This window comes from Enterobacter cloacae complex sp. S2, from assembly GCF_015159675.1.
Taxonomy (GTDB): Bacteria; Pseudomonadota; Gammaproteobacteria; order Enterobacterales; family Enterobacteriaceae; genus Enterobacter; species Enterobacter intestinihominis.
The window spans coordinates 1-23,333 of sequence record NZ_JADDTS010000014.1 but is presented as its reverse complement, the minus strand read 5'-3'; the positions used below and the strand labels follow the sequence as shown (position 1 = coordinate 23,333).

19 protein-coding genes are annotated in these 23,333 nt (G+C 53.8%); 12 read left to right on the top strand and 7 right to left on the bottom strand.

Translation table 11 applies throughout. The annotated features are described in order from the left end of the window. Window positions 1–8 precede the first annotated feature (8 nt). From IPZ49_RS07280 to ompL, 4 genes are all read left to right on the top strand, one after another. Window positions 9–2,033, top strand: coding sequence for an alpha-glucosidase (locus tag IPZ49_RS07280; protein ID WP_063146848.1), 2,025 nt, complete (start codon window positions 9–11; stop codon window positions 2,031–2,033). Window positions 2,034–2,078: 45 nt separating this feature from the next. Then, window positions 2,079–3,461: an MFS transporter gene (locus tag IPZ49_RS07275; RefSeq protein ID WP_022649848.1), complete on the top strand. Its 1,383-nt coding sequence runs from the start codon at window positions 2,079–2,081 to the stop codon at window positions 3,459–3,461. Window positions 3,462–3,504: 43 nt separating this feature from the next. Continuing rightward, window positions 3,505–4,929, top strand: coding sequence for an MFS transporter (locus tag IPZ49_RS07270; RefSeq protein WP_022649849.1), 1,425 nt, complete (start codon window positions 3,505–3,507; stop codon window positions 4,927–4,929). A 74-nt stretch (window positions 4,930–5,003) separates the two neighbouring features. Further along, window positions 5,004–5,690, top strand: a complete 687-nt coding sequence (gene ompL, locus IPZ49_RS07265; protein WP_032626918.1) for a porin OmpL — start codon at window positions 5,004–5,006, stop codon at window positions 5,688–5,690. A gap of 79 nt (window positions 5,691–5,769) precedes the next feature. Here ompL and typA read toward each other — a convergent pair whose 3' ends face one another. After that, window positions 5,770–7,593 (bottom strand): ribosome-dependent GTPase TypA, encoded by a 1,824-nt coding sequence (typA, locus tag IPZ49_RS07260; protein WP_022649851.1) that lies wholly within the window; start codon window positions 7,591–7,593, stop codon window positions 5,770–5,772. Between the two features lie 377 nt (window positions 7,594–7,970). Between typA and glnA the strand changes: the two genes are divergently transcribed. From glnA to IPZ49_RS07240, 4 genes are all read left to right on the top strand, one after another. Next, the gene (glnA, locus tag IPZ49_RS07255; RefSeq protein ID WP_023298930.1) at window positions 7,971–9,380 is read left to right on the top strand and encodes a glutamate--ammonia ligase; all 1,410 of its coding nucleotides are present in this window, start codon (window positions 7,971–7,973) and stop codon (window positions 9,378–9,380) included. A 167-nt stretch (window positions 9,381–9,547) separates the two neighbouring features. Beyond that, a complete protein-coding gene (glnL, locus tag IPZ49_RS07250; RefSeq protein WP_058677723.1) occupies window positions 9,548–10,597 on the top strand; it encodes a nitrogen regulation protein NR(II) in 1,050 nt (349 codons plus the stop codon). 11 nt (window positions 10,598–10,608) lie between these two features. Continuing rightward, window positions 10,609–12,021 carry a nitrogen regulation protein NR(I) gene (gene glnG, locus IPZ49_RS07245; protein WP_038416956.1) on the top strand — a complete coding sequence of 471 codons (1,413 nt, stop codon included), beginning with the start codon at window positions 10,609–10,611 and terminating at the stop codon, window positions 12,019–12,021. Window positions 12,022–12,131: 110 nt separating this feature from the next. Beyond that, on the top strand, window positions 12,132–12,242 hold the full coding sequence (locus IPZ49_RS07240; protein WP_017382667.1) for a YshB family small membrane protein: 111 nt from the start codon (window positions 12,132–12,134) through the stop codon (window positions 12,240–12,242). 100 nt (window positions 12,243–12,342) lie between these two features. Here the strand turns inward: IPZ49_RS07240 and hemN are convergent, their stop codons facing one another. Together hemN and yihI are read right to left on the bottom strand one after the other, a co-directional pair. Continuing rightward, window positions 12,343–13,716: an oxygen-independent coproporphyrinogen III oxidase gene (hemN, locus tag IPZ49_RS07235; protein WP_032626916.1), complete on the bottom strand. Its 1,374-nt coding sequence runs from the start codon at window positions 13,714–13,716 to the stop codon at window positions 12,343–12,345. A gap of 188 nt (window positions 13,717–13,904) precedes the next feature. After that, entirely contained in the window at window positions 13,905–14,420 is a 516-nt protein-coding gene (gene yihI, locus IPZ49_RS07230) for a Der GTPase-activating protein YihI (RefSeq protein ID WP_022649854.1), read from the bottom strand. Window positions 14,421–15,000: 580 nt separating this feature from the next. Here yihI and yihA point away from each other — a divergent pair. After that, complete coding sequence (gene yihA / locus IPZ49_RS07225) at window positions 15,001–15,630, top strand: ribosome biogenesis GTP-binding protein YihA/YsxC (RefSeq protein WP_003861913.1); 630 nt, start codon at window positions 15,001–15,003, stop codon at window positions 15,628–15,630. Between the two features lie 311 nt (window positions 15,631–15,941). On the opposite strand, the gene polA is transcribed toward yihA, so the two are convergent. Beyond that, entirely contained in the window at window positions 15,942–18,734 is a 2,793-nt protein-coding gene (polA, locus tag IPZ49_RS07220; protein WP_045308732.1) for a DNA polymerase I, read from the bottom strand. Window positions 18,735–19,173: 439 nt separating this feature from the next. Between polA and IPZ49_RS07215 the strand changes: the two genes are divergently transcribed. Beyond that, entirely contained in the window at window positions 19,174–20,082 is a 909-nt protein-coding gene (locus IPZ49_RS07215) for an acyltransferase (protein ID WP_022649857.1), read from the top strand. A gap of 21 nt (window positions 20,083–20,103) precedes the next feature. Here the strand turns inward: IPZ49_RS07215 and dsbA are convergent, their stop codons facing one another. The 3 genes from dsbA to IPZ49_RS07200 form a co-directional block, all read right to left on the bottom strand. After that, the gene (gene dsbA, locus IPZ49_RS07210; protein ID WP_022649858.1) at window positions 20,104–20,727 is read right to left on the bottom strand and encodes a thiol:disulfide interchange protein DsbA; all 624 of its coding nucleotides are present in this window, start codon (window positions 20,725–20,727) and stop codon (window positions 20,104–20,106) included. Window positions 20,728–20,754: 27 nt separating this feature from the next. After that, on the bottom strand, window positions 20,755–21,741 hold the full coding sequence (locus IPZ49_RS07205; RefSeq protein ID WP_022649859.1) for a serine/threonine protein kinase: 987 nt from the start codon (window positions 21,739–21,741) through the stop codon (window positions 20,755–20,757). A 75-nt stretch (window positions 21,742–21,816) separates the two neighbouring features. Further along, entirely contained in the window at window positions 21,817–22,086 is a 270-nt protein-coding gene (locus tag IPZ49_RS07200) for a YihD family protein (protein ID WP_003861904.1), read from the bottom strand. Between the two features lie 68 nt (window positions 22,087–22,154). On the opposite strand from IPZ49_RS07200, the gene mobA reads away from it, so the two are divergent. After that, complete coding sequence (gene mobA, locus IPZ49_RS07195; protein WP_063146847.1) at window positions 22,155–22,739, top strand: molybdenum cofactor guanylyltransferase MobA; 585 nt, start codon at window positions 22,155–22,157, stop codon at window positions 22,737–22,739. Then, a complete protein-coding gene (gene mobB / locus IPZ49_RS07190; protein WP_022649861.1) occupies window positions 22,736–23,239 on the top strand; it encodes a molybdopterin-guanine dinucleotide biosynthesis protein MobB in 504 nt (167 codons plus the stop codon). The genes mobA and mobB overlap by 4 nt, the downstream gene beginning before the upstream one ends. The last annotated feature ends 94 nt before the right edge of the window (window positions 23,240–23,333 follow it).

The following is a 23,333-nucleotide window of genomic DNA, read 5'->3' as shown; positions in this document are numbered from 1 at the left end:
GAGTTTTTATGCGTACCCTACACAATATTGACCTGAAAAATAACGAAAGTGGTTTTACCCTGCGCTGGCAGGACCGTCTGATTTTATCCCACTCTGCGGATGCCCCTTGCCTGTGGATCGGCGCAGGTGAGGCGGATATCGAGATGTTTCGCGGCAACTTCAGCATCAAAGACAAGCTCAACGAAAAGATTGCCCTGACGAACGCGACCGTTACGCAGCAAAGCACGGGCTGGGCAATCCGCTTTACCCGCGGCGACGCGGTGAGCGCGACACTGCTGGTGGGCGTAGATGCTGAAGGCCGTCTGGAGCTGAAGCTGAAAAATGACGCCGCCAGCCATAACCGCATCTGGCTGCGGCTGGCAGCTCAGCCTGACGATCATATTTACGGCTGCGGCGAGCAGTTCTCGTATTTCGATCTGCGCGGCAAGCCGCTTCCGCTGTGGACCAGCGAGCAGGGCGTGGGCCGCAATAAGCAGACCTACGTCACCTGGCAGGCCGACTGCAAAGAGAACGCGGGCGGCGATTACTACTGGACCTTCTTCCCGCAGCCTACCTTCGTGAGCACCCAGAAGTACTACTGCCACGTGGATAACAGCTGTTATATGAACTTCGACTTCAGCGCGCCGGACTTCCACGAGCTGGCGTTCTGGGAAGATAACGCCACGCTGCGCTTCGAATGCGCAGAAACCTACGTCGATCTGCTGGAAAAACTGACCGGCCTGCTGGGGCGTCAGCCTGAACTGCCGGACTGGGTTTACGACGGCGTGACGCTGGGTATTCAGGGTGGCACCGAGGTGTGTCAGCAGAAGCTCGACGCCATGCGCGAGGGCGGCGTGAAGGTGAACGGCATCTGGGCGCAGGACTGGTCCGGCATCCGCATGACCTCCTTCGGCAAACGCGTGATGTGGAACTGGAAGTGGAACAGCGCGCTCTATCCGCAGCTTGATGAGCGGATTGCGCAGTGGAAACAGGAAGGCGTGCAGTTCCTCTCCTATATCAACCCGTACGTCGCCAGCGATAAAGATCTCTGCGAAGAGGCGGCGAAACGCGGCTATCTGACCAAAAACGCCAACGGCGAGGATTACCACGTTGAGTTCGGCGAGTTCTACGCGGGCGTTATCGACCTGACCAACCCGGCAGCCTACGACTGGTACAAAGAGGTCATCAAAAAGAACCTGATCGAACTGGGCTGCGGCGGCTGGATGGCCGATTTCGGGGAATATCTGCCGACCGATACCTTCCTGCACAACGGCGTTAGCGCGGAGATCATGCATAACGCCTGGCCTGCCCTGTGGGCGAAATGTAACTACGAAGCACTGGAGGAGACCGGCAAGCTCGGGGAGATCCTGTTCTTCATGCGCGCGGGCTACACCGGCAGCCAGAAGCACTCGGTGATGATGTGGGCGGGGGATCAGAACGTCGACTGGAGCCTGGACGACGGTCTGGCGTCCGTCGTACCGGCGGCGCTGTCTCTGGCGATGACCGGGCACGGGCTGCACCACAGCGACATTGGCGGCTATACGACGCTGTTCGAGATGAAGCGCAGCAAAGAGCTGCTGCTGCGCTGGTGCGATTTCAGCGCCTTTACGCCGATGATGCGTACCCACGAGGGCAATCGCCCTGGCGACAACTGGCAGTTCGACGGCGACGCCGAAACCATCGCGCACTTCGCGCGCATGACCACCGTATTCACCACTCTGAAGCCGTACATCAAAGCTGCGGTTGCGCAGAACGCGAAAAGCGGCCTGCCGGTGATGCGTCCGCTGTTCCTGCACTACGAGGACGACGCGCGCGCCTACACGCTGAAATACCAGTACCTGTTTGGCCGCGATCTGCTGGTGGCCCCGGTTCATGAAGAGGGACGCCGCGACTGGTCGCTCTATCTGCCGCAGGACAGCTGGGTCAATGCGTGGACGGGGGAAACCTGCCAGGGCGGTGACGTGACCGTTGATGCCCCGCTCGGCAAACCGCCGGTCTTCTATCGCCAGCAAAGCGAATGGGCAGATCTGTTTAGCACCTTACGTCATATCTGATAAGGCTCGCCCGCGGGGAAACCTGCGGGCAGACGGAGAACAATAATGAGTCAACATACTTCTGACCCGGCAACCCTGCGCCTGCCGTTTAAAGAAAAACTCGCCTACGGGATGGGCGATCTCGGCTCTAACATCCTGCTGGATATCGGCACGCTGTATCTGCTGAAGTTCTACACCGACGTGCTGGGACTGCCCGGTACCTACGGGGGGATTATCTTCCTGATTGCGAAGTTTTTTACCGCCTTCACCGATATGGGCACCGGGATCATGCTCGACTCTCGGCGCAAGATTGGCCCGAAAGGGAAATTCCGCCCGTTCGTGCTGTATGCAGCCTTCCCTGTGACGCTGCTGGCGATTGCCAACTTCGTCGGCACACCGTTTGAGATGACCGGCAAAACGGTGATGGCAACGGTGCTGTTCATGCTGTACGGCCTGTTCTTCAGCATGATGAACTGCTCTTACGGCGCGATGGTGCCCGCCATTACCAAAAACCCGGACGAGCGAGCCTCGCTGGCGGCCTGGCGTCAGGGCGGCGCCACGCTCGGCCTGCTGCTCTGTACGGTGGGCTTTGTCCCGGTGATGAACCTCATTGAGGGCAATGACCAGCTTGGCTACATCTTTGCCGCCACCCTCTTCTCGCTGTTCGGGTTGTTCTTTATGTGGTGGTGCTATAAGGGCGTAACCGAGCGTTACGTTGAGACGCAACCTGCTAACCCGGCGCAGAAACCGGGGCTGTTGCAGTCGTTTCGCGCCATCGCCGGGAACCGTCCGCTGTTTATCCTGTGCATCGCTAACCTGTGCACGCTGGGTGCCTTTAACGTCAAACTCGCCATTCAGGTCTACTACACGCAGTACGTGCTGAACGACCCGATCCTGCTGTCGTACATGGGCTTCTTCAGCATGGGCTGTATTTTTATCGGCGTCTTTATGATGCCTGGCGCGGTGCGGCGCTTTGGTAAGAAAAAGGTCTATATCAGCGGGCTGGCAATTTGGGTGGCAGGCGATCTGCTTAACTACTTCTTCGGCGGCGGCTCGGTGAGCTTTGTGGCGTTCTCCTGTCTGGCGTTCTTCGGTTCCGCGTTCGTGAACAGCCTGAACTGGGCGCTGGTCTCCGATACCGTGGAGTACGGCGAGTGGCGCACCGGCGTACGCTCCGAGGGGACGGTCTATACCGGCTTTACCTTCTTCCGCAAGGTATCGCAGGCGCTGGCGGGCTTCTTCCCGGGGATCATGCTTACGCAGATTGGCTATGTGCCCAACGTGGTGCAATCCGCCGGCACGGTTGAAGGGCTGCGGCAGCTGATATTTATCTACCCGAGCCTGCTGGCGGTCATCACCATCGTGGCGATGGGCTGCTTCTACAACCTCAACGAGAAGATGTATGTGCGCATCGTGGAAGAAATTGAGCTGCGCAAACGTACGGCATAAATGACGTGATTGAGCGCCCTGCGGGGCGCTTTGAGGATCGACCATGACACACAATACTGATCCGTTAACCCTGAAATTGAGCCTGCGAGAGAAGTGCGCCTACGGGATGGGCGATTTTGGCTCGAACCTGATGCTGTGTATTGGCACGCTGTATCTGCTGAAGTTTTACACGGACGAGCTGGGCATGCCCGCGTTCTACGGCGGCATCATTTTTCTGGTCGCCAAGTTCTTTACCGCGTTTACCGACATGCTGACCGGGGTGCTGCTGGACTCCCGGCGTAATATCGGCGCGCGGGGGAAATTCCGGCCATTCATTCTCTACGCCTCCGTCCCGGTGGCGCTGGTGGCCACGGCGCAGTTTATGGCCAACGACTTTAGCCTGACAGTGAAAACGGCCCTCGCCACCGTGCTCTTCATGATGTTTGGCCTCTGCTACAGCCTGATGAACTGCGCCTACGGTGCAATGGTTCCGGCCATCACCAAAAACCCGAACGAGCGCGCGCAGCTTGCGGCGTGGCGTCAGGGCGGCGCAACGGTAGGACTGTTGCTCTGCACCGTCGGCTTTATGCCGATTCAGGCGCTGTTCGTCAGCCAGCCCTCACTCGGCTATCTGGTGGCCGCGCTGGTGTTCGTCACCGGGGGGCTGTTCTGCATGTGGTGGTGCTACAGCGGGGTGAAAGAGCGCTACGTCGAGCTTACGCCCGATCACCATAAGCCCGGCATTCTGAAATCATTCTGCGCAATTTTCCGCAATCCGCCGCTGCTGGTGCTGTGCATCGCCAACCTCTGTACCCTCGCCGCGTTTAACATCAAGCTGGCGATTCAGGTCTACTACACCCAGTACGTGCTGAACGATCTGCATCTCCTGTCGTGGATGGGCTTTTTCAGCATGGGCTGCATTCTGATTGGCGTGTTTCTGGTGCCCGGTGCGGTAAAGCGCTTTGGCAAGAAACCGGTCTATCTGGGCGGGCTGGCGCTGTGGGCGGTGGGCGACGTGCTGAATTTCTTCTGGGGGACCAGCTCCCTGCTGTTTGTGCTCTTTTCCTGCATGGCCTTCTTTGGCACGGCGTTTGTGAACAGCCTGAACTGGGCGCTGGTGCCGGATACGGTTGATTACGGCGAGTGGAAAACCGGGATTCGCGCCGAAGGGTCGGTGTATACCGGCTATACCTTCTCGCGCAAAATCTCCGCGGCGCTCGCCGGTTTTCTGCCCGGCATCATGCTGACCCAGATTGGCTACGTTCCCCATGCCGTGCAGAGCGCGGGCACGCTGCTGGGTTTGCGTCAGCTGATTTTCCTCTGGCCGTGCGGCCTGGCGATCGTTGCTGCCGTGACCATGGGGCTGTTTTATAAACTCAACGAAGCGCGCTTCGCCTTTATTATCGAGGAGATTGGAAAACGGAAAAAACAGACAGCAAATACCCCTGAGATAACCACCAACAATAAAGCGTCAGCAGTCACTTTATAACTATAAATCCGGCCAATATGTCCTTCCTGTTAATCAGGAGGGAGGCCTTTCTGTACCTGATACATGGACAAATTATGAATAGAATCATCACCGTACTGATCGTGTCGTCTGTGTCCTGCCCGGTTTTTGCCGGGGCCTATGTCGAAACGCGCGAAGCGTACAATACGGCCTCTGAGCTGCACGAGGTGATCCTGCGTGCGGGCTATAACTTCGATATGGGCGCGGGGCTGATGTTCACCAACGCTTATAACGTGGGGAAATGGGACGAACTGAAGCACAGCTATAACGAAATCGAGGGTTGGTATCCGCTCTTCAAACCGACCGACAAACTCACCTTCCAGCCCGGCGGCTTGATCAATGACAGCAGCGCAGGATCGGGTGGAGCACTCTATTTAGATACTAACTATAAATTTACGGACTGGTTCAATCTGACGTTCCGCTATCGCTATAACCATAACAATTACGATACGCCGGACTATAACGGGCAGATGGATAAAAACGACACGCACGAATTCGCCAACTACTGGAATTTCAAAGTGACGGATGCGTTTTTCTACACCTTTGAGCCGCATTTTTTCCAGCGGGTGAATGATTACCACAGCAAAAATGGCAAAGATCATCACTGGGAAATTACCAACAAGTTCAGCTATAAGATCGACAGAAACTGGCTGCCGTATCTTGAGCTACAGTGGCTGGACCGATGGAATGATTACAACCGCGAGCAGTACCGGATTCGGTTAGGGTTACGTTATTCCTTCTAATAAAAAAGCCGCTGATCGCTCAGCGGCTTTTCGTTGCCGGGTGGCGCTTGCGCTTTACCCGGCCTACGGCATAACCGAATTACTCTTCTTTCGCACCGCGCATAGCACGTTTACGATCGTTCTCGGTCAGGTGACGTTTACGGATACGAATTGACTGAGGCGTCACTTCTACCAGTTCGTCATCATCGATGAATTCCAGAGCCTGCTCCAGCGTCATCTTGATCGGTGGAACCAGAACCGTTGCTTCGTCAGTACCGGACGCACGCATGTTGGTCAGTTTCTTACCGGTCAGGCAGTTTACCGTCAGGTCGTTAGAACGGCTGTGAATACCGATGATCTGGCCTTCGTAAACTTCAGCACCGTGACCCAAGAACAGCTTACCGCGATCCTGCAGACCGAACAGCGCAAACGCAACCGCTTTACCCTGACCGTTGGAGATCAGTACGCCGTTGTTACGCTGGCCCACTTCGCCCGGACGGATGTCGTCATAGTGGCTGAAGGTGGAGTACAGCAGGCCAGTACCGGAGGTCATGGTCATGAACTCAGAACGGAAGCCGATCAGGCCACGGCTTGGGATCACGTAGTCGAGACGTACGCGGCCTTTGCCATCTGGATTCATGTTTTTCAGGTCGCCTTTACGCTCACCCAGTGCCTGCATGACAGAACCCTGGTGCTGCTCTTCAACGTCCAGCGTTACGTTTTCGAATGGCTCTTGTTTACGGCCATCGATTTCGCGGAAGATAACTTTCGGACGGGATACCGCCATCTCGAAACCTTCACGACGCATGTTCTCAATCAGAACAGACAGGTGCAGCTCACCACGACCGGAAACGCGGAATGCATCAGCGTCTTCGGTTTCTTCAACGCGCAGCGCAACGTTGTGCACCAGCTCTTTGTTCAGGCGGTCAAGGATCTGACGAGAGGTAACGAACTTACCTTCTTTACCACAGAACGGAGAGGTGTTGACGTTGAAGAACATGGATACGGTTGGTTCATCAACGGACAGGGCTGGCAGCGCTTCGACGTTCTGCGGATCGCAGATGGTGTCGGAGATGTTCAGTTCACCCAGACCGGTAATAGCGATGATGTCGCCCGCTTCAGCGATGTCGCTCTCGATACGCTCAAGACCCAGGTGAGTCAGAACTTTACCGACTTTACCGTTACGGGTTTTGCCTTCGCTATCGATGATAGTGACCTGCTGGTTAGGCTTCACTTTACCGCGCTTGATACGACCAATGCCGATTACGCCAACATAGTTGTTGTAGTCGAGCTGGGAGATCTGCATTTGCAGGGTGCCTTCCAGGTCAACGTTTGGCGCAGGAACGCGGTCAACAATCGTCTGGTACAGCGGAGTCATGTCTTCCGCCATGTCTTCGTGATCCAGACCGGCGATACCGTTCAGCGCAGACGCATAAACGATAGGGAAGTCCAGCTGTTCGTCAGTCGCGTCGAGGTTAACGAACAGGTCGAAGACCTGGTCAACAACCCAGTCAGGACGCGCGCCAGGACGGTCAACCTTGTTGATCACAACGATAGGTTTCAGGCCGTGGGCAAATGCTTTTTTGGTCACGAAGCGCGTTTGCGGCATAGGGCCATCAAATGCGTCAACCACCAGCAGCACGGAATCCACCATGGACATCACGCGCTCAACTTCACCACCGAAGTCGGCGTGCCCTGGGGTATCAACGATGTTGATACGGTAGTCATTCCATTTGATAGCGGTGTTTTTGGCGAGGATGGTAATCCCACGCTCTTTCTCCAAATCGTTGGAGTCCATCACACGCTCTTGAGTTTCGGCACGAGCATCAAACGTACCGGACTGCTGTAGCAGCTTGTCAACCAGGGTAGTTTTACCATGGTCGACGTGCGCGATGATGGCGATATTACGCAATTTTTCGATCACAACTTTGCCTCAGGCATTTAGAAATAGCGCGTTATTGTACACGGATTAATCGCACTACAAAACAGGATCACAAACATCCCCCGCAAACAAGTATTGCAGAGATGCTTTGTGATCGCTTTCACGGAGCGGTAAAAGGGCACTTTAACGTAAATTGCACCAATATGGTGCTCAATGTTCACACTGAAGCACTATAATGGTGCAACGAATCCAATGTGGTGCAGCCCTTCTGCACTATGGTGCGCATGATAACGCCTTTTTGGGGTGTTTTAAAAGTTGGCACAGATTTCGCTTTACAGAAATACAGTAAAAATATGGCAGCCCAGCCGATTTGAAGACCTCGTTACCACGACGACAATGACCAATCTGGAGAGTTAAGTATGTCCGCTGAACACGTTTTGACGATGCTGAACGAACATGAAGTGAAGTTTGTTGATCTGCGCTTCACCGATACCAAAGGTAAAGAACAGCACGTCACGATCCCTGCTCATCAGGTGAACGCCGAATTCTTTGAAGAAGGCAAAATGTTTGACGGCTCCTCCATTGGCGGCTGGAAAGGCATTAACGAATCCGACATGGTTCTGATGCCAGATGCAACCACTGCGCTCATTGACCCGTTCTACGAAGAACCTACGCTGATCATCCGCTGCGATATCCTGGAACCTGGCACGCTGCAAGGCTATGACCGTGACCCACGCTCCATCGCAAAACGCGCTGAAGAGTACCTGCGTTCTACCGGTATTGCAGACACCGTTCTGTTCGGGCCAGAGCCAGAGTTCTTCCTGTTCGACGACATCCGTTTTGGTGCTTCCATTTCTGGTTCCCACGTCGCTATCGATGACATCGAAGGCGCATGGAACTCTTCCACCAAGTACGAAGGTGGTAACAAAGGTCACCGTCCGGGCGTGAAAGGCGGTTACTTCCCGGTTCCTCCGGTCGATTCTTCACAGGACATCCGTTCTACCATGTGTCTGATCATGGAAGAGATGGGCCTGGTTGTTGAAGCGCACCACCACGAAGTGGCAACGGCTGGCCAGAACGAGATCGCCACCCGCTTCAACACCATGACCAAAAAAGCGGACGAGATTCAGATTTACAAATACGTTGTGCACAATGTTGCGCACCGTTTCGGTAAAACCGCGACCTTCATGCCAAAACCCATGTTTGGCGACAACGGTTCCGGCATGCACTGCCACATGTCCCTGTCCAGGAACGGCACTAACCTGTTCTCTGGCGACAAGTACGCGGGTCTGTCCGAGCAGGCGCTGCACTACATCGGTGGTGTTATCAAACACGCTAAAGCGATCAACGCCCTGGCGAACCCAACCACTAACTCCTACAAGCGTCTGGTCCCTGGCTACGAAGCACCAGTAATGCTGGCGTACTCTGCCCGTAACCGTTCTGCTTCTATCCGTATCCCGGTGGTTGCGTCTCCGAAAGCGCGTCGTATCGAAGTGCGCTTCCCGGACCCGGCGGCTAACCCATACCTGTGCTTCGCAGCACTGCTGATGGCCGGTCTGGACGGTATCAAGAACAAGATCCACCCGGGCGAAGCCATGGACAAAAACCTGTACGACCTGCCGCCAGAAGAAGCGAAAGAGATCCCACAGGTTGCCGGCTCTCTGGAAGAAGCCCTCCAGGCGCTGGACGCAGACCGCGAGTTCCTGACCGCTGGCGGCGTGTTCACCGATGAAGCTATCGACGCTTACATCGCGCTGCGTACCGAAGAAAACGACCGCGTTCGCATGACGCCGCACCCGGTTGAGTTCGAACTGTACTACAGCGTTTAATTGATTTGTTTTACCCGGCGCATACGCGTCGGGAGTCGTTGCCGTGGAAACTTTAGCCCATCTTCGGATGGGCTTTTTTCTCCACCAACAACCTGATCTCACGCGCTTTTTACCTCTAAAACGCTATACTGCACTAAAATAGTGCAACGACTCCAGGAGACTGCTGAATGGCAACTGGCACGCTGCCCGATGCTGGGCAGATCCTCAATTCTTTAATTAACAGTATTTTACTGGTCGACGACGAGCTGGCGGTGCATTACGCCAACCCGGCGGCGCAGCAGCTGCTCGCCCAAAGCGCCCGTAAACTGTTTGGCACGCCGCTGCCAGAACTGCTGAGCTATTTCTCGCTGAATATTGGCCTGATGCAGGAGAGTTTGCAGGCGGGTCAGGGCTTCACCGATAACGAAGTGACACTGGTGATTGACGGACGCTCGCATATTTTGTCCCTCACCGCACAGCGCCTGCCAGATGGCATGATTCTGCTGGAAATGGCGCCGATGGATAACCAGCGTCGTCTCAGCCAGGAGCAGCTTCAGCATGCGCAGCAGATTGCGGCGCGCGACCTGGTGCGCGGGCTGGCCCATGAGATCAAAAACCCGCTGGGCGGCTTACGCGGCGCGGCACAGCTTCTGACCAAAGCGCTGCCTGACCCTGCCCTGGCGGAGTATACCAACGTCATTATTGAGCAGGCGGACCGTCTGCGTAATCTGGTCGATCGCCTGCTCGGGCCGCAGCAGCCAGGGATGCACGTTTCAGAAAGCATTCACAAGGTCGCGGAGCGGGTGGTGAAACTCGTCTCGATGGAGCTGCCGGATAACGTCACGCTGGTGCGTGACTATGACCCAAGCCTGCCGGAGCTGGCGCACGATCCGGACCAGATTGAACAGGTGCTGTTGAACATTGTGCGTAACGCGTTGCAGGCGCTGGGCCCGGAGGGTGGCGAAATTATTCTGCGTACCCGCACCGCGTTCCAGCTGACGCTGCACGGCGTACGTTATCGTCTGGCAGCACGTGTTGATGTGGAAGATAACGGACCGGGGATCCCGCCGCATCTCCAGGACACCCTGTTCTACCCGATGGTCAGCGGTCGCGAAGGCGGCACCGGGCTGGGGTTATCCATAGCCCGAAATTTGATTGACCAACACTCCGGCAAAATTGAATTTACCAGTTGGCCGGGACATACCGAGTTTTCGGTTTTCCTGCCGATTAAAAAATAAAGGTGACGTTTATGCAACGAGGGATAGTCTGGGTAGTCGATGACGATAGCTCCATCCGTTGGGTGCTTGAACGCGCGCTCACAGGAGCGGGATTAAGCTGCACGACGTTTGAGAGTGGCAGCGAGGTGCTCGACGCACTCACCACCAAAACGCCGGACGTTCTGCTCTCGGATATTCGCATGCCGGGTATGGACGGACTGGCGCTCTTAAAGCAGATCAAACAGCGCCACCCTATGCTTCCGGTCATCATAATGACCGCCCACTCCGACCTGGATGCTGCCGTCAGCGCGTACCAGCAGGGCGCGTTTGATTACCTGCCAAAACCGTTTGATATCGACGAAGCCGTTGCGCTGGTTGAGCGCGCTATCAGCCACTATCAGGAGCAACAGCAGCCCCGCAATGCCCCCGACTTTGGACCAACGACGGACATCATCGGTGAAGCGCCAGCCATGCAGGACGTGTTTCGCATCATCGGGCGTCTTTCGCGTTCGTCTATCAGCGTCTTGATTAACGGTGAATCAGGGACCGGTAAAGAGTTGGTCGCACACGCCCTGCATCGCCACAGCCCGCGGGCGAAAGCCCCCTTTATCGCCCTGAACATGGCAGCGATCCCTAAGGATTTAATTGAATCTGAGCTGTTCGGCCACGAAAAAGGGGCATTTACCGGAGCCAATACCATTCGTCAGGGACGCTTTGAACAGGCTGACGGCGGCACGCTTTTCCTGGATGAAATCGGCGATATGCCGCTGGATGTACAGACCCGACTGTTGCGCGTGCTGGCAGATGGACAGTTTTACCGCGTGGGCGGGTATGCGCCGGTGAAGGTGGACGTACGCATTATCGCCGCGACGCACCAGAACCTGGAGCTGCGCGTACAAGAGGGGAAATTCCGTGAGGATTTATTCCATCGTCTGAACGTGATCCGCGTCCACCTGCCGCCGCTGCGCGAGCGTCGGGAAGATATCCCGCGTCTGGCGCGCCATTTCCTGCAGGTGGCGGCCCGCGAGCTGGGCGTGGAAGCCAAACAGCTTCATCCGGAAACGGATGCCGCCCTCACCCGTCTGGCGTGGCCGGGCAACGTGCGTCAGCTGGAAAACACCTGTCGCTGGCTGACGGTGATGGCCGCCGGCCAGGAAGTGCTGATTCAGGATTTACCGGCAGAACTGTTTGAAGCCACCGTGCCCGAGAGCACCTCAGGACATACGTTGCCGGACAGCTGGGCAACGCTGCTGGCGCAGTGGGCAGATCGCGCGCTGCGTTCCGGTCATCAAAACTTGCTCTCTGAAGCACAGCCTGAAATGGAGCGCACGCTGTTGACCACCGCGCTTCGTCATACCCAGGGCCACAAACAGGAAGCGGCTCGCCTGTTGGGATGGGGTCGAAACACCCTGACGCGCAAGCTGAAAGAGCTGGGAATGGAGTGATCTTTCTCCGCTGTGTAAAGGTTACTAATTGAGCGCAAAGTGCCGTTATTTTGCGCTTTACTGTTCCGATGAGTTTTGTATGATCGTGCCCGGAAACTGGGGGGAGCATCATGCTGGAATCATTAGTGACCTTGCTTTCGAGCGGTGCAGCAGAAAGCCACACGCCACAAACTGCCGTTGCGGCGGTATTGTGTGCGGCACTGGTTGGGCTGTTTAGCTAACGAGCTGTCGATGAAAAGCCGGGTGGCGGCTTCGCCTTACCCGGCCTACATAAGTGCGAGTTGTAGGCCGGGTAAGCGAAGCGCCTCCCGGCATTGCAACTTAAATCACGCGCGAGAACTGCTGTAAACGCGCTTTCTGGCGCAGATAGGCATCGAAGCACATGCAGATATTACGAATCAACAGACGCCCCTTCGGCGTGACGACCACCGCGCTCTCCGACACATCCACCAGCCCGTCTTTCGCCAGCGGCGCAAGAAGCTTCAGGTCTTCGGCAAAGTAATCGCTGAATTGCAGATCCCATTGCGACTCCACCTCGCGGAATTCGAGACGGAAGTTGCAGATAAGCGCCTTAATAACATCACGACGGATGCAGTCGTCGCGCGTTAACGCAATGCCGCGCCACAGCGCGTTGCCCGTTTCATCAACCTGCTGGTAATACAGCTTCAGCTCTTTTTGGTTCTGGGCGTAGCAGTCGCCAATCATGCTGATAGCGGAGACACCCATTCCGAGCAGATCGGTATCTCCCTGGGTGGTGTATCCCTGGAAGTTACGGTGGAGAACACCTTCGCGCTGGGCAATCGCCAGTTCGTCGTCAGGGCGGGCAAAGTGATCCATCCCGATAAACTGATAGCCGGTTTCGGTCAGCGAGGCGATGGTCTCCTGCAAAATGTCCAGCTTCTGCTGGGCGGAAGGCAGATCCGCATCTTTGATTTTGCGCTGCGCGGCGAACAGCGTCGGCAGGTGCGCATAGTTAAAGACGCTCAGACGGTCCGGGTTGAGCTCAGCCACGCGTTTAAGCGTGTAGGCGAAGCTCTCCGGCGTCTGCTTCGGCAGGCCGTAAATCAGGTCTATATTCGTTGAGGTAAAGCCGATTTCACGCGCATGGTTGAGTAAGGCAAAGATAAACGCTTCATCCTGCTCGCGGTTGACCAGGCGCTGTACTTCTTTGTTGAAGTCTTGTACACCCATACTCAGGCGGTTGAAGCCTTCGGCGCGTAAATGATCCAGCACATCCAGCTCGATTTCACGCGGATCGACCTCGATCGAAATTTCAGCGTCGTGGTTAAAACTGAAATTGCCGCGCAGTAGCGCCATCAGGCGGCTGATCTGCGCTTTATTCAGATAGGTTGGCGTACCGCCGCCCCAGTGAAGCTGGCTGACGTGACGGCCTTTAAACAGCGGTGCGCGGTGCAGAATTTCCTGTTCAAGCGCATCGAGGTATTGATCGGCTTTGTGCTGCTGGCGGGTAACGATTTTATTGCAGCCGCAGAAGTAGCAGAGCTTGTGGCAGAACGGAATATGGACGTAGAGCGACAGCGGGCGCTCGGGATAGCGCGCCACAGCATGCTGAAAATCCGCCTCGCCGAAAGCGTCAGAAAACTCCAGCGCGGTGGGGTATGAGGTATAACGCGGCCCGGAATAGTTATATTTCTGGATCAGGGCCAAATCCCAGTCGATAGATGGTACAGACATGCTCACTCCTTCCGTTGGTGTCGCGTTCGTATACGGCGGCCCGTTCTGGTCCCGTTGCGGGCCATCATTCGGGTGCGCAGCCACTTCTGTCGCCGCGACAACCGCCGTAGTTTAACGAATAACCACACCAGATAACATATAACCGGAAGGGTTATAAGCAGGACGAGTGTACCTGCCGGGTGCAAATGTTAGTTTCCACCTTTCAGCAGACGCATCATATCTTCCTGCTTTTCGTCTTCCTCTTCGTCTTCTTCATCATCGTAGGACAGACCCAGCTTCTGCATCAGTTCATCAATGCGATCCAGTTTGGCATCTACCCAGGACTGCTCTTCAGCGGTCAGGGTTTCACCCTCTTCAAGACGTTCCAGCAGCGCATCCAGGCGCTCATCGTTCTCCAGCATATCCAGCTCAGCCTGCGGTGAAAGCATAGGTTTCTCGCTCTTTGGTTTGTGCTGCTTAGTGACCGGCGTGTCTGTCACGCCCAGTGGAATGGGAGTTTTACTGCCGATACGAGGATCTTTCTGCTGTTTGCCTTTTGCAGAAGCGCCTGCGGCACCGCCACCATTAGCACGGCTACCCGCAGTATGGCCACGATGCTTTTTATCGCGTTTGCGATCGCGCGCTTCCTGATTCAGTTCTTCGCGCGTTTTGCGGCGTGCTTTTGCAGGGCGTTTCGCGCCCGCAGCGGAGGTCGGTTTTTTCATGATGTTTTATCTTTAAGTCGTTTTCTTCAGTATAGAATTGCGGCGAAATCTAGCAGAAAGCAAGCAAAGAAAAAAGGCGACAGAGCAATCTGTCGCCTTTTTTCCTGACTCACAACCCTTAACGGGTCAGACATTCCCTGTTTGCCTTCAACAAACCCTGTTTATCCCTTGGCTACTACCGTCCGTGATACGGTTCCGTTTCCTGTTAAAAACGCCTCCAGGCGCCGGTCGTCCTGACAATCCTGAGTCTTCGCCTCCTGGCGCTCCTGACCCTTATCCTTAAGTCGTTTTCCTGCTGGCATCCTCGCCTTGACGCACACTTTACCTTGTTCTCTTAAACTAACAAGCAACGAAAAGGTACTAAACCGGATTTTCAGATAATTACTCATTAATAACTCTTTGAATTTTAATATTTTGAGTTTTTTAGCGCCTGCGATTTCTCTTAAATTTCTCATAAGCTTAAGGGCAGATCTCTTACATTCCGTAGGGCTTTCACTTACACGTCAATGACGAAGGGAAAAGCCTTTTGCCCGCATTCAGGTATAATCCCCCGCAGATTACGATTTTTGGAGACGACCACGTGACTACCTGGAACTACCAACAGACGCATTTTGTCACCAGTGCGCCCGATATTCGCCACCTGCCCTCAGACACAGGGATTGAAGTGGCATTTGCTGGCCGCTCCAATGCGGGAAAATCCAGCGCCCTGAATACGCTGACCAATCAGAAAAACCTGGCGCGTACCTCAAAAACACCTGGCCGTACTCAGCTGATTAACCTGTTTGAAGTGGCTGAAGGCAAACGCCTGGTCGATTTACCGGGCTACGGTTACGCGCAGGTACCGGAAGAGATGAAGATCAAATGGCAGCGTGCGCTGGGTGAATACCTGGAAAAACGCATGTGTCTGAAAGGTCTGGTGGTGCTGATGGATATTCGACACCCGCTAAAAGATCTCGACCAGCAGATGATTGACTGGGCGGTGGCAAGCGATATTGCGGTGCTGGTGCTGCTGACAAAAGCGGATAAGCTGGCGAGCGGCGCGCGCAAGGCGCAGGTGAACAAGGTGCGTGAAGCGGTGCTGGCATTCAACGGTGATGTACAGGTTGAACCGTTCTCCTCGCTGAAAAAGCAGGGTGTGGACAAACTGCGACAGAAGCTAGACAGCTGGTTTAACGATCTGGAACCGGCGACAGAAGCGGAAGCAGAGTAACAACAGGCGCGGCGATGACCGCGTTTTTTTCGCCCGAAACTTTCCTTCCCGCAATAAAAAACGCCCCAGTCATTACTGACTGGGGCGGCTAAAATATTCAGCCAAATCCGATTACGTGAAGTAAAAGGTCTGAAAGATAGAACATCTTACCTCTGTACCCTACGTCGTTAACTCTACTCTTTTTTTGTCTCTTGAAAAAGCACTTTTTGTAGTTTTTTTTCATTCTTTACATAGGGAATTCTAATGATCGTCACAAAACGCGCGTACTTATGTTGCTTACTTACATAAAACGCGCGTTATTCCGATAACGCTTAGTGAGCCTGATCCCAGTTTTCGCCGCTACCCACTTCCACCAGCAACGGAACGTCCAGCTTCATGCTGTTTTCCATCAGTTCATGGATCTTCTGAGAGACCTTTTCCAGGTCGTCTTTATGGACTTCAAATACCAGTTCATCGTGTACCTGCATGATCATTTTCACGCGCGGTTTCTCTTTTTCCAGCCAGGCATCAACGGCGATCATCGCGCGTTTGATGATGTCTGCCGCAGTGCCCTGCATCGGGGCATTGATAGCAGCACGTTCAGCGCCAGCACGGCGCGCGGCGTTGCTGGATTTGATGTCCGGAAGGTAAAGACGACGGCCATCCAGCGTTTCAACGTAGCCTTTCTCTTTCGCCTGCGCGCGGGTACGCTCCATATATTCCAGCACGCCCGGATAGCGCTCAAAGTAGAGATCCATATACTTCTGCGACTCTTTACGCGGAATGTTGAGCTGGCGTGATAGGCCAAATGCGCTCATGCCGTAAATAAGGCCAAAGTTAATCGCTTTAGCGCTACGACGCTGTTCGTTTGTCACGCTGTCCAGCGGCAGGCCAAACACTTCGGCAGCTGTCGCCCGGTGGATATCCTTCCCTTCGGCAAATGCCGTCAGCAGGCCTTTGTCACGCGACAGGTGCGCCATAATACGCAGTTCGATTTGCGAGTAGTCTGCGGAGACAATCAGATAATCCTCTGGCGCAATGAAAGCCTGCCGTATACGGCGGCCCTCTTCATTACGCACCGGAATGTTTTGCAGGTTAGGATCGGTTGACGAAAGTCGCCCGGTCGCCGCTACAGCCTGGTGATAGGAAGTGTGTACGCGGCCCGTTTTAGGGTTAATCATCAACGGCAGTTTGTCGGTATAGGTCGATTTCAGCTTCGCCAGACCACGGTACTGCAGGATAACTTTTGGCAGCGGATAGTCCAGCGCCAGCTCTTCCAGCACCTCTTCAGAGGTTGAAGGCGCGCCGCCCGGCGTTTTCTTCAGCGGTTTAATACCCTGCTTTTCAAACAGGATGGTTTGCAGCTGTTTCGGTGACGACAGGTTAAATGCCTCTCCAGCAAGCTCATGCGCTTTCTGTTCAAGCTCGGTCAGGCGCTGCGCCAGCTCGCCAGAGTGATTATGCAGCACCGTTGGGTCGATTTTGACGCCGTTACGCTCAATGCGGGACAGCACAGGCACCAGCGGCATCTCAATGTTCTGGAAAACATTCAGCGGCCCTTCGTGCTTCTGCAATTTCGGCCACATTTTGAGATGCAGCTGTAGCGTGACGTCAGCGTCTTCCGCGGCGTAGCGGCCTGCTTCTTCCAGCGCGATCTGGTTAAAGGTCAGCTGATTTTTGCCCTTACCGGCAATTTCTTCAAAGGTGATGGTTTTGTGTTTCAGCCAACGATCGGATAAGGAATCCATATCATGGCGGCCCGCCACGCTGTCCAGAATGTAAGATTCCAGCATGGTGTCAAAAGCGATACCACGCAGTTCAATGCCGTAGTTTTGCAGAATACCGCGGTCGTACTTCAGGTTTTGCCCGACCTTCAGCGCTTTCTCGTCTTCCAGAATCGGCTTCAGCAGTTCTAAGGCGCGCTCGCGCGAGATCTGCTCCGGCGCATCCAGATAGTCATGCGCTACCGGAACATAGGCTGCCATACCCGGCTCCGTCGCGAATGACAGACCTACCATATTGGCAGATATGTTATCGAGACTGTCCGTTTCGGTATCGAACGCAAATACCGGTGCTTTTTTCAGCTTTTCAATCCAGGCGACGAGCTGCGACTCTTCAAGGATGGTTTCATAGTTATCGAATGAGAGCGCTGCCGCTTCTTCTTCTGCCTGCTCTTCGGCATCGACAACGATAGTTTCTTTCGGCTTCGCCGCAGCTTTTGCCCCTTTCGCCTGAAGCCATTTCCCGGCTTCGACATCCGTGGTCCAGCGTTTAAATTCGTATTTTCTGAACAGGCCAAGCAGTTCTTCTGCGGCGGGTTCCTGCACTTCAAGCTGGTCGCAGGTAAGCTCCAGCTCGACGTCGGTTTTGATGGTGGCTAACTGATAAGAGAGGTAAGCCACCTCTTTGTTATCGGCGAGCTTTCCGGCCATGGTTTTTGCACCACGGAAGGTAAGTCCGGCAATTTTGTCGGACTCAGCGTACAGCGTATCCAACCCACCTAACCCTTGCAGCAGCGCCTGAGCTGTTTTTTCGCCCACGCCCGGCACGCCAGGGATGTTATCCGAGGAATCCCCCATCAGGGCGAGGAAATCAATAATGAGTTCTGGCGGCACGCCATATTTGGCAACCACTTCTTCCGGGCCAAGAATGGTGTTGGTCATGGTATTAATCAGCGTGATCCCAGGTGTTACCAGCTGCGCCATGTCTTTATCACCGGTACTGATCAGCACCGGGCGGCCAGCCTTTTCAGCTTCGCGCGCCAGGGTGCCAATAACGTCGTCAGCCTCAACGCCCGAGACAGCCAGCAAAGGCAGCCCCATCGCTTTGACCATAGCGTGCAGCGGTTCAATCTGCGCACGCAGATCGTCAGGCATGGGAGGACGGTGAGATTTGTAATGCTCAAATAATTCATCGCGGAAGGTTTTCCCCTTCGCATCAAACACCACGGCCGCATGGGTTGGGTGGTATTGCAGAATCAGGCTGCGTAGCATATTCAGCACGCCGTACATTGCGCCGGTAGGTTCCCCTGCGCTGTTGGTCAGAGGAGGAAACGCATGATACGCCCGATAAAGGTAAGAAGAGCCATCGACGAGTATAAGTGGGTTTTCTGGGATCTGAACCATAATGTCCGTGCCTTTAATTAATTTATGGGTAAAGGATGCCACAGAAGGATGAAAACATCAGGTTTTAGCGCTTTATACAGAAAAAGATTTTGCGATCGTGAAGATCGCTCGCAAAAACAAACTGTGGATAAGTTTGTGCATATTTTTAATACAGGTGAATAACAGTTCTATAAAACTGATACTGAAAACTTATTTATCAAATAAAATCAATTAGTTGAAATTAGATCACTTAAGATCCCACCCCGCTGATGGTTATTTAGTCTATGTGGATATAAGACGTAAGCACCCTGTCTATATAGAAAATTTCGCTGCATGGCAGGAAAAGCCGCAGCCTCTTCGTGCGAAAGCGCCCTGGTCTGGGCCAATATCTGATAAGATCGGCGCCCAGCACCGGATAGCCGGCTGCTTAATTACAGCTAACTATCTGAAAAAATTCATTATGTCGAAAATACTCGCTGCGATAACCTTATTGCTAAGCGTCATTTTAACTATTCTGGTTACCATCGCCTGTTCTGTGCCAATCATCGTTGCCGGAATAATTAAGCTCCTGCTGCCCGTCCCTCCGGTATGGCGTGCAGTGTCTGCTTTTTGTAATTTTATGATGTACTGCTGGTGTGAAGGGCTGGCGATCCTGTTGTATCTGAACCCCTGGTTAAAGTGGGACGTTCAGGGCCTCGAGAAGCTGAATAAAAAGAACTGGTATCTGCTGATCTGCAATCATCACAGCTGGGCCGACATCGTTGTATTGTGCGTGCTGTTTCGCAAACATATTCCGATGAACAAATACTTTCTGAAACAGCAACTGGCATGGGTGCCTTTCATTGGTCTGGCCTGCTGGGCGCTGGATATGCCGTTTATGAAACGCTATTCACGCAGCTATCTGATTCGTCATCCGGAACGCCGCGGTATGGACGTGGAAACTACGCGCCGTTCTTGCGAGAAGTTTCGCGCGCATCCCACCACCATAGTTAATTTCGTCGAAGGTTCGCGCTTTACCGAAGAGAAGCGCCAGCAGACTCGCTCTCCGTATCAGCACCTGTTGCCGCCAAAGGCAGCGGGTATCGCAATGGCCCTCAACGTGCTGGGTGAGCAGTTTGATAAATTGTTGAACGTAACGCTCTGCTATCCGGAAAACGACAGGACGCCGTTCTACGATATGCTCAGCGGCAAGCTGACGCGTATCGTAGTCCGCGTTGATCTGTTGCCCATCGATACGGAACTGCACGGTGATTACGTTAACGATAAAAACTTCAAACGTCGTTTCCAGCTTTGGCTCAATACACTCTGGAAAGAGAAAGACGAACAGATAGCGGAGTTAAAATCTTCATACAAAAACGCCGGTCAATGACCGGCGTTTTCTTTATGTTTGTTACTTCATCTCAACCAGGTGTTTCACGGTATCAGCGTACTGTTGTACGAAGATATCCATACTGGTGGTGTCCATACCACGCATATTTACCTGGTATTTACCGTTAACATACATCGCCGGCACGCCCTGCAACTGGAAGTCAGCGGCAGCTTTTTCCTGCTGTGCCACGAGAGATTTCACCACAAAACTGTTCCAGGCAGCGTCGTAGTCTTCACCTTTCACACCGGCATCAACAAACACTTTACGGATATCTGCCGTAGTTTGTACGGTCTGGGTTTTCTGTACGGCTTCAAACATAGGCGCGGTGATCTTATCTTCCACACCCAGCGCAATCGCAACCGCCCATGCCTGAGTCAAATCTTTACCCAATGGGCCAAGGAACTCAACGTGGTATTTCGTCATTTTGGTGCCTTCCGGCAGCTTTTTCTTCACGTTGTCAGAAACATGAAGTACCTGCTCAAACTCGTAGCAGTGCGGGCAGTAGAAGGAGAAGAACTCCAGCACCTGAGGCTCGCCAGCTACAGGCTTGTCCAGCGTAATGTACTGCTTGCCGTCGGTAAACTGCGCAGCAGTTGCGCTAAATGCCAGAATCATACCAGCCAGCGCCAGCCAAATTTTTTTCATGATTAACTCTCTCCTGGGTGTGTCCAATTAATACATCGGCGTTAATTGCAGAGGGGGTTCCTGTAGAACCTTAACCTGCTCGGTAAATGTGGATATCTGGTTGCGCCAGTAATCCTCCCCGGTAAGCCAGGGGAAATTTCGGGGAAAAGCCGGGTCTTCCCAACGCCTGATTAACCACGCGAGATAATAAACAAATCGCATCGCACGTAAAGGCTCTATCAGGGCAATTTCGTCTGAATTAAAGGGGCTAAATTCTTCATAAGCTTCAATTATGGTCTCAAGCTGCATGCGCTGCTCGGCTTTATCACCGTTGAGCAGCATCCACAGATCCTGCACCGCAGGTCCCATACGAGCGTCATCAAGATCGACAAATAGCGGGCCGTCGCGCCAGAGAATATTCCCGGCGTGGCAGTCACCGTGCAGGCGTAGAGCGGTAATATCATCCCGCCAGCAGGCTTTTACAGCATCAATAAGCTTATCGGTCGCCGTGAGGAAATTATCCTTAAGCGCCTTTGGGATCAGCGCCGATGTTTCGAATACCTCTCGCGGCTCAATAAGATATTCCTGAACACCAATCGTCGGTCGGGCAACAAACGATTTTTTACGTCCCGTCTGATGAATGCGCCCCAGATAACGGGCAACCCATTCCATCTGATCGATATTATCTGCCTCAAACTGTCTTCCGCCCAGGCTCGGAAATACCGCGTAGTAAAAACCCTGATGGGTCAGCAGCGTTTGGTTATTAAATTTGAGCGGTGCCGCAACGGGAACATCGTCATCCAGCAGATCGTGGGCAAACTGATGCTCTTCCTGAATTTGTTCTGCGGACCAGCGCTGTGGCCGGTAAAACTTTACGACAAAGCGCTGGCGCTCTTCGTCCTGAAATTGGTAGACACGGTTTTCGTAGCTGTTTAAAGGGGTTAACCCGGAATCCACCCGAATACCCTGCTCGAACAGCGCATCCATAATGGTATCCGGGTGTAGTGTCTGGAAAGTAAAAGCCTGGTCGTTCATCCGATCATCCGGAAATTATACGAATGATTCAGGATATCATCTTGTGGCGATTTCGGTGGCTCCGCTTACAAGCTTTTACTCTTTAATTACGCCTCGGGCGCGCAGTAATGCGGTTTTAAAATCCTCTTCATAATCTTTCTGAATACCAGGAATAACAGCATCTTTAGCCGAGTCACGCATTTTGAGGTGGTAGATCAGGATGTCGTCAGAAAGGTCTGCCAGTTCGCCATCAAAACCTGACTCTTTCGCCAGTTTCTGTAAAAATTGCATCAGATTCAGCTCTGGCTCTTTTTGCCAGGCCGGCTGGAGAAGCTCAATGACTTCATTAAGACGTTTACATTTCATGGTAGTGCTCCTTTCATTTAGAGAGACACGTTAGCAGGGTCAATCCCACAATAAAAGAGGCGATATTCGTGAATCAATGCCAGGAAATCATCGGGGTCGTTCTTGCCGGAGGCAGGGCAACACGAATGGGCGGAAAAGATAAAGGTCTTCAGCTCCTGAACAACACCCCCTTATGGCAGCATGTTGCTGATACGCTGGCAAATCAGGTGTCGTCGATGGCGATCAGCGCTAACCGACATGTTGATATTTATCAGCGCAGTGGGTATCCGGTTTATCAGGATAAGCTTGTGGACTACCCCGGCCCGCTGGCGGGAATGCTTTCCGTTATGCAGCAGTCGCACGGAGAGTGGTTTCTCTTTTGTTCATGTGATACGCCCTTCATCCCGTCCTGTCTGGTTAAACGTCTGGTGCAGCGGTGCGAGGGTGCTCCCGTCGTCTGGGTACACGACGGCGAACGCGACCATCAGACGATCGCATTGATTAATCGCTCGTTAATATCTGCGCTGGAAGATTACCTGGCCGCAGGAGAGCGACGCGTCATGGTATTTATGCGCCAGTCAGGAGGGCATTCCGTTGATTTCAGCGACATGAAATCGGCGTTTGTGAATGTAAACACGACGGAAGATTTGCAGATGATGCAGGAGAAGAAATGATACCCGTATTAGCGATCTCTGCCTGGAGCGGCACCGGGAAGACTACGCTGCTAAAAAAGCTGATACCTGCACTTTGCGCTAAAGGTATTCGTCCCGGATTGATTAAGCACACGCACCATAACATGGATGTCGATAAGCCGGGGAAAGATAGCTATGAGCTGCGTAAGGCTGGCGCTGCACAAACGATGGTGGCGAGTAACCAGCGCTGGGCGTTAATGACAGAAACTCCGGATGAAGCACCGCTGGATCTCGCTTATCTTGTCAGCCGGATGGATCATTCCACGCTGGATCTGGTGCTGGTTGAGGGGTTTAAGCACGAGGCTGTTGCGAAGATCCTGCTGTTCAGAAACGGTGCCGGGCATGATGTAAGTGAGTTAACGCTGGATGAACATGTGATTGCTGTGGCCAGTGACGCTGCGTTGACGCTGGAAGTACCGGTTCTGGATTTGAATAATGTGGAGGGGATTGCAGAGTTTATTTTGGCGTGGTGTGCAGTCTGAAAGCTGCCGGGTGACGGCTTCGCCTGACCCGGCCTATCGTTTTTCGACGTACAAACGCAAAAAGGCCATCCTTGCGGATGGCCTCTTCACTTGT